At 65.4% G+C, this 7304-nt stretch carries 8 protein-coding genes; 5 read left to right on the top strand and 3 right to left on the bottom strand.

What is annotated here, in order from left to right:
• The 5 genes from ACRDUX_RS07705 to ACRDUX_RS07685 all read left to right on the top strand — a co-directional run.
• The coding region (locus tag ACRDUX_RS07705; RefSeq protein ID WP_526412576.1) for a TCP-1/cpn60 chaperonin family protein at positions 1–924 on the top strand (924 nt) is incomplete at its 5' end.
• 81 nt (positions 925–1005) lie between these two features.
• Entirely contained in the window at positions 1006–2775 is a 1770-nt protein-coding gene (locus ACRDUX_RS07700) for a sigma-54-dependent Fis family transcriptional regulator (protein ID WP_526412574.1), read from the top strand.
• A gap of 63 nt (positions 2776–2838) precedes the next feature.
• Positions 2839–3657 carry an acyl-CoA thioesterase domain-containing protein gene (locus ACRDUX_RS07695; protein WP_526412572.1) on the top strand — a complete coding sequence of 273 codons (819 nt, stop codon included), beginning with the start codon at positions 2839–2841 and terminating at the stop codon, positions 3655–3657.
• 84 nt (positions 3658–3741) lie between these two features.
• A complete protein-coding gene (locus tag ACRDUX_RS07690; protein ID WP_526412578.1) occupies positions 3742–4605 on the top strand; it encodes an EamA family transporter in 864 nt (287 codons plus the stop codon).
• Positions 4606–4623: 18 nt separating this feature from the next.
• The gene (locus ACRDUX_RS07685) at positions 4624–4992 is read left to right on the top strand and encodes a hypothetical protein (protein WP_526412570.1); all 369 of its coding nucleotides are present in this window, start codon (positions 4624–4626) and stop codon (positions 4990–4992) included.
• 8 nt (positions 4993–5000) lie between these two features.
• On the opposite strand, the gene ACRDUX_RS07680 is transcribed toward ACRDUX_RS07685, so the two are convergent.
• The 3 genes from ACRDUX_RS07680 to ACRDUX_RS07670 all read right to left on the bottom strand — a co-directional run.
• The gene (locus ACRDUX_RS07680; protein WP_526412568.1) at positions 5001–5864 is read right to left on the bottom strand and encodes an ABC transporter permease; all 864 of its coding nucleotides are present in this window, start codon (positions 5862–5864) and stop codon (positions 5001–5003) included.
• The gene (locus ACRDUX_RS07675) at positions 5861–6736 is read right to left on the bottom strand and encodes an ABC transporter permease (protein WP_526412566.1); all 876 of its coding nucleotides are present in this window, start codon (positions 6734–6736) and stop codon (positions 5861–5863) included. Before ACRDUX_RS07675 ends, ACRDUX_RS07680 begins: the two co-directional genes overlap by 4 nt.
• Positions 6737–6751: 15 nt before the next feature.
• On the bottom strand, positions 6752–7304 hold a 553-nt coding region (locus tag ACRDUX_RS07670), incomplete at its 5' end, for an extracellular solute-binding protein (protein ID WP_526412564.1).

Genomic DNA, 7304 nt, shown 5'->3' with positions numbered 1-7304 from the left:
GATCGTCCCCTCGTCGTGATCGCCGAGGACGTCGACGGGCCTGCGCTGCAACTGCTCGTCGGTGGCAACATGCACAGGACGATGCAGTCGGTCGTCGTTCGCGCTCCCGGCTTCGGGCATCGGCGCGTTGCCGAGCTCGAGGATCTCGCGGTGGCACTGGGTGGACACGTCATCGCCAAGGACACCGGCATCGAACTGTCCGAGATCACGAAGGAGCATCTCGGATCGTGCAGTCGGCTGACCGCGACCGAGAACGACACGACCATCGTCGGTCCGCACGGAGAACAGCCCCTGATCGATTCGCGGGTTGCCCAACTGCGGGCCCAGCGGGACCGCGCCAAACTCGATGCCGACAGGGACATGCTCGATCTCCGCATCGCCCGACTGACCGGCCGCGTCGCGGTCATCCGCGTCGGCGGAGCCACCAGCGTGGAACTCAAGGAGCGCATGCTTCGGGTCGAGGATGCGCTCGCGGCGACGCGCGCCGCGCTCGAAGCCGGCATCGTCGCGGGCGGCGGGACCGCGTTGGCTCAGGCGCACCGGGCACTGGACACCCTCGAGTTGGTGGGTGACGAGGCGATCGGTCGCGAGGTCGTGCGGCGTGCGCTGGCGGAGCCACTGCGCTGGATCGCGATCAACGCCGGTTTCGAGGGTGACGACGTCGTCGACATCGTCGCCGAACTGCCGCTTGGCCACGGATTCAATGCACTCACCGGTGAATACGGAGACATGTTCGACGAAGGGATCATCGACCCGTTCAAGGTGACGCGCGCGGCGCTGGAGAGCGCCGCGTCGATCGCCGCCCTGCTCATCACCACGGAAACCGCTGTGGTGGAGGAGATCTTCGGTCAGCCCGGCGCCATCATGGCACCAGGATTCGGCGATCTCGCCGAAGGGATGGTGCGCCCTTCCAATATCTACTGATATCTACTGCGGATGTGTCCGATTAGCTCGTCTCAAATTGAGACCGGGGTCACAATCGTTCGGCGTAACGTGGGCCCTTCAATGATCGAGCAGCCCCTCGGCACGAGGCACGTCAGGCGTGCCCGCGAGCGATTCCTCAGTGATCACGACCTGGACCAGGCCGTGCGCGAAAGCATCTCCGTGTCGTGGCGTCGGTCCCGTGCGCTCAACGTGCCCGCCGACCGTCTCGACCTACCCTTCGTTCGCGAGCCGAATCTGGACAGTCCTCTCGTCGACGCCGCCGATCCGGTGCTGCGGCAGCTGGCAGAGGGGCTGGTCGACGAGCCCATCAGCGTCGTTCTCACCTCGGCCGACGGTGTCGTCCTCCGGCGGATCGCCGCCGACGGTGGGCTCAGCCGTGTCCTCGATCGGGTGAACCTCGCGCCCGGATACAGCTACAGCGAGGAGTTCGCAGGGACCAACGGAATCGGAACCGCACTGGAGACCCGGCAGCCGACCTTGGTGCGGGGCGCCGAGCACTACGCCGAGTGCCTCGGCGAACTTGCTTGTGCGGGAGTACCGATCATCCATCCGGTATCCGGTGCGCTCGTCGGTGCGCTGGACCTGACCGGCTGGGTCGACGACGGCGGACCGCTGTTGGCCACCCTGGCCAAGTCGGCGTCCGATCAGATCGAGGGGCGACTGCTCGCGCGCGCCAGCGCGAAGGAGACCGCACTGCTCAACGCGTATCTGCGGGCGTGCCGTCGCTCTCCGCAGTCCAAGGTGTTGGCCATGGGCGACGACGTCGTGCTGATGAACCGGCGACTGCGGTGGGCACTCGACGTCCAGGATCAGGCCGCCCTGCTCGAACACGCCGCCGACGTCGGCCAGCAGGGACGCGCCGGTGGACACCTGCTCGCGCCGCTCCCGAGCGGTCAGAGCGCGCGAATCTCGTTCACCGACGACTTCGCCGACCAGCAGCCCACTCAGATGGCGGTGTGCCACGTCCACCTCCTCGATGCGAAGGTGTCACACGCCAGTCCCGTCAGGGCGGCCGTGGATCAGCTGCCTGGTATCGCGGGAAACAGTTCGTCGTGGCGCAGGAGCTGCTCGGTGATCTCGCGGTACGTGGGCGAGCGGCAGTGGGTCGCCGTCTCGGGGGAACCTGGTTCCGGCAGGTACGCGGTGCTGAAAGCTGCTGCCGCACTGCACATCAAGCGCCCAACCCGGGTACTCACCCCCGCGGACTTTCAGAACGGTTCCCATGCGTTGGAGGCGTTCGCCGCCGAACTCGACGAGGACGGTTTCAGCATCATCATTCGCGACGTCGACCTTCTCGACGAGTCCGTGCAGGCGGCGGTGGCCGAGCTGTGCCAAGGACGAGAAGACGATGGGTGGATCGGTCTGACCACCGGCGCCGCCGAACACGATCCCCTGGCGCGCACACCGGTTCTGACGTTCGTCGGCCAGACCGTTCCGGTACCTGCGCTGCGCCACCGCATCGAGGACGTTCACCAGCTGGTGCCGCTGCTCCTGCGTCAGCTGAGCCGAGGCTCCGACCTCAGGTTGTCGGACGCCGCGACGCGGCAGCTCTGCAAGTACAGCTGGCCGGGCAACGTGGACGAACTCAAGGACGTACTGCGGGAAGTCGTTGGACGCCAACGCACCGGCGTGGTCGACGTCCACCAACTGCCACCGAGGTGTCGCACGCTCAGCAGGCACACGCTCACCCAGATCGAGGCGCTCGAACGTGACGCCATCGTGCGCAGCCTCGAAGCCACCAACGGCAGCAAGCTGGATGCGGCCGCCGCTCTCGGCATCTCCCGCGCCACCATCTATCGCAAGATCAAGGAGTTCGGCATCGACGTGTGAGCGTTGCGGCGGTCGCTGACGCCACCCAAGGGCGGCCAATCGGAGGTATGCGACGATGCGGGAATGACCGCACGCCCGGCGCACTTCACGCAGACCGACGAGAACACGTTCCTTCCCACCCACAACGCGCAAAGCCATTGGGGCGACGATCATCTGAACGGGCCCGCCCTCGTCGGCCTCGCCGCCCGCACGCTGGAATTGCAATTCGGCCTCGAGGAGTTCATGCCCGCGCGCTTGACGGTCGACCTGTTCAAGGCGGCCCGCGGGGTCGAGACCACCTGCATGACGCGACTCGTCCGAGACGGCCGACGGGTGCGCAACTCCGAGTGCGAACTCACCCAGAACGGCGTTCCGGTGGTCAGGGCCACCCTGGTGCAGTACCGACGCTCGGAGGCGCCGCGCGGCGAGGAGTGGTCGACCAGCATCGACTTCACACCGCCGAGCGACATCGACCACGCTCGTTTCACCTACATCGGCAGCGACGACGGTCAGTGGTCACATGCGATCGCCGACCACCAGAACGCCTCGCGAAAGCGGTTCCTCAACCGCACGGTCGACGTCGTCTCGGGGAGCGAGAACACACCCTTCGTGAACGCGGCGATGGCCGCCGAGGGCACCAGCCTGGTCACCAATCTCGGCTCAGCCGGGGTGGGTTACATCAACGGTGACCTCACCGTGGCGCTGGCGCGGTTGCCGATCGACGAGTGGATCGGCGTGCAGGCAGACTCGCATTGGACGGCGGATGGTGTCGCCACCGGTACGGCGACGTTGTTCGACAGTGCAGGTCCGTTCGGCTCGGGGATGGTCACCGCCATCAGCAACCCTGGCGCGCAAATCGACTTCGCCGATGACCCGTTTCCGTCGAGGACACCAACGGCGTGACCGAATGACCGTTCGCAATCACTGAACGGTATGTCCACGAATAACACGTGGACGCGAACGGTTCGCGTGCCATTCAATGCAATGGTGGCGAACAACCAAGCCCGCACGGGAACGCTGATGGCGACCGGGTCGATGCTGTGCGTGCAGCTGGGACTTGCCCTGTCCCTCGGTCTCATCGGCCAGATCGGTGTAGAGGGAGCCGCATGGTTGAGGCTGGCTTGGGCGGGCGTCTTGCTGCTGCTGATCGTCCGGCCGCGACCGAGCGCCTTCACGAAGTCCACCTTCTGGACCTGCGTCGTCCTCGGGGTCGTCACGGCGGCCGTCACGCTGCTCTTCATGGCCGCCATCGCCAGAATCCCCCTGGGTACGGCCAGCGCCTTGGAGTTCCTGGGACCGCTGAGTGTCGCCGTCATCGGCGGCAAGGGCAGGAACCGCTTCGCGTGGCCGGGCCTTGCCGCGATCGGGGTGGTGCTATTGACCCATCCGTGGGCAGGTGCAATCGACCTCGTCGGCGTGCTGTACGCGCTGGGTGCCGCCGTCTGTTGGGGCTGCTACATCCTGTTGACCCAACGCGTCGGTGACGGAGTCGACGGCGTCAATGGGTTGGCGGTGTCGATGGGCGTTGCGGCGGTGTTCTCCACCCTCGTCGTCGGATCGACGGTGATCCCCAGGGTCACGCCCGAGATCCTGTTGTTCGGCATCGGACTGGCGATCCTGCTGCCCGTGGTTCCGTTCACCCTGGAGCTGTTGGCGCTGCGCAGGCTGACCACTGCATCGTTCGGAACGCTGATGAGCCTGGAGCCGGCGTTCGCCATGTTGATCGGCTTCCTGGTGCTGTCGCAGGCACCCGGGGTGGGGGGCCTGGTCGGCATCTGCCTCGTCGTGGCAGCGGGGGTCGGCGCCGCGCGATCCGGCGCCAGAGCGCCGGTCCTCGTCGACGTGACCTGACTCGCTACGCTGGGACCAATGACACGCCAGAGCCCACGGGGCTTCTCGGACAACGCATTCGTACGGGCCTTCAACGGTCTGGCGGTGACACTCATGGGCGCCCCCATCGTGGGGGGCCTGATCCGCCGCGGAATGATCGAGATCCGTTACGTCGGCCGCAAGTCCGGCCGAACCTTCCAGATCCCGGTCGGCTACCGCCGCTCCGGCGACTCCATCGTCATCGGTGTCAACATGCCCGACAAGAAGAACTGGTGGCGCAACTTCCTTGGCGAGGGTGGGCCGATCACGCTCCTGGGCCTTGACGGTCGCGACCGTCAGGGCAACGCCGTCGCCGTCCGCGACGACCGTGGCCGGGTATCGGTTACGGTCCGGCTCGACGCCCCGTAACCAGTCGCCTAGACGTCGATTCGCTTGCGGCGGTACAGAGTCCCCACCGCGAGCAGTACCAGGCTGATGGCCAGGATCGCGGTGGCCAGCACGTCGATCTGCGGTGGCACGGCGGCCTTCGTCGCCGCGTTGACGAATAGCGGATAGGTCACCGTCGAGCCACTCACGAAGTACGTGATGATGAAGTCGTCGAGCGACAGCGCGAACGACAGCATCGCCGCCGCGACGATGCCGGGGACGATCAGCGGCAGCGTCACCTTGAAGAACGTCCTGGTGGGACTTGCGCCGAGGTCCATCGACGCGTCCTCGAGCGTCCAGTCGAAGCCACGCACCCGCGCACGGACCGTCATCGCGACGAAACTGATCTCGAACGCCACGTGTGCGATCAGGATGGTGACGAAGCCGGTCGCCCAACCGAGGTCGAGAAACAAGGTCAGCAGCGAGGCTCCCATGACCACCTCGGGTGCCGTCAGTGGCAGGACGAGGAACGTATCGACCGCCTTGCTGCCGCGGAATCGCTGACGCACCAAGGCAATTGCGAGGAGCGTTCCGAGAACGACAGCGACCACGGTGGAAAGAGCCGCCACCTGGAGGCTCATCTTCAACGCTTCGGCCAGGGCCGGGTACTTGAATGGGTTGGCCCAATTGTCGAGCGTGAAGCCCTGCCACGTGTAATTGAACTTGCCTGAGGGCTTGTTGAACGAGAACAGCACGATCACGAAGATCGGCACGAAGATGTAGAGCAGCACCAGCGCTGCGACGGCCCGCAGCGCAACGTCGCCGAGCTTGCCAGTGCCCATGATCGAGCGTCTCGTCTTGGCCGGTGGGCTGTCGATCACGTCGACGATCGCGGCGCCTTCCTGCAGCGTCATACCAAGTCCTCCGTACCGAGGGCCCGCGTGTAGGACAGCACGCCGACCAGGATCATGGCCATCAACAGGAAGCTGAGCGCGGCCGCACCGGGATAGTCCTTGACCACCAGGAACTGCTTCTGAATGACGTTGCCGATCATCGTGGTTTGGGTGCTGCCCAGATAGTCGGCGTTGATGAAGTCACCCATGGCGGGGATGAACACCAGCAGGCTGCCCGCCAGCACGCCTGGTATCGACAACGGCAGGATGATCTTGCGGAAGGCCCGAAAACTCGACGAGTAAAGGTCCTTCGAGGCCTCGAGCAGCCGCGGGTCGATCTTCTCCAGGCTGACGTACAGCGGCAGGATCATGAACGTCATCGAGTTGTAGATCAGCCCACCGATCACGGCCCAACTGGTGGACAGCAGCCGTCCATCCGGTGGCAGCACCCCGACCGCGCTCAGTGTGTGCACCACGATGCCGTCGTCGGCCAGGATCGTCTTCCATGCCAGCGTGCGAACCAGGAACGTCACGAAGAAGGGCAGCACGACCAGGCCGAGCAACAGGTTCTTGTATCGCCCGGACTTGAAGGCGATGACGTACGCCAGCGGATAGGAGATCAACAGCGACACCACGGTGGCGGTGAAGGCGTACAGCAGCGACCGCAGGATCTGGTCCTGGTACGCCGTCAGGGCGTGACCGTAGCTGGCGAAGTTCCACGCAAACGTCAACTCCGGCAGGTAGATCGAGCCACCCATGGTCGACAGCGAGGTCCGGAACAGCGACCAGAACGGCACCACGAAGAAGATCGCGAGGTACGCCAACGCAGGGAAGATCATCAGATATGGCGCGATCTTGCTGCGCTGGCGACTACTGCTGGCTACTCCTGCCATGGGTCAGCCCGCTGCCTAGCCACCGGTGACGGCGGCGTACGCCGTGTTGAACTGCTGGGTCTGCTCGTCGGTCAGCGCGGCCCAGGTGTGCAACTTGTCCTGAAAGTCCTGCGGCGGGTTGATCAACGGGTTGGCCGCGAGCTTCGGATCGATCTTGTTGAGCTCGTCGGTCATGTCCGTCAGCACGGGCACGTACTGGACGAACGCGACGAGCTTCGCGTAGTTGGGCCGGTCGTACACGTAGTCGATCCACGCCTCGGCGGCATGCTGGTTCTGGGTGGTGTAGGGGATGACCATTGTGTCGATGAACCAGTCGCCGCCCGACTCGGGGATGATGAATTCGAGATCCGGGTTGTCGGCCTGAAGCTGTACGACGTCACCGGAGTACGCCTGGGCGACGGCGATGTTGCCCGCGGCCAGGTCGTCGGCGTAGTCATTGCCGGTGAACCGTCGGATCTGGCCCTTGTCCTTCTGCTCCTTGACCAGGTCGACGGCCTTCTGGACGGAGTCCATGGTCGGCGACGCCACGTCGCCGCCCTGCGACGTCATGATCATGCCGAGGCCGTCC

It is taken from the genome of Mycobacterium sp. (assembly GCF_050701675.1).
Classification (GTDB): Bacteria; Actinomycetota; Actinomycetes; order Mycobacteriales; family Mycobacteriaceae; genus Mycobacterium.
Note: the sequence above shows the minus strand (reverse complement) of the source record. Positions and strands in the feature narration are given on the sequence as shown.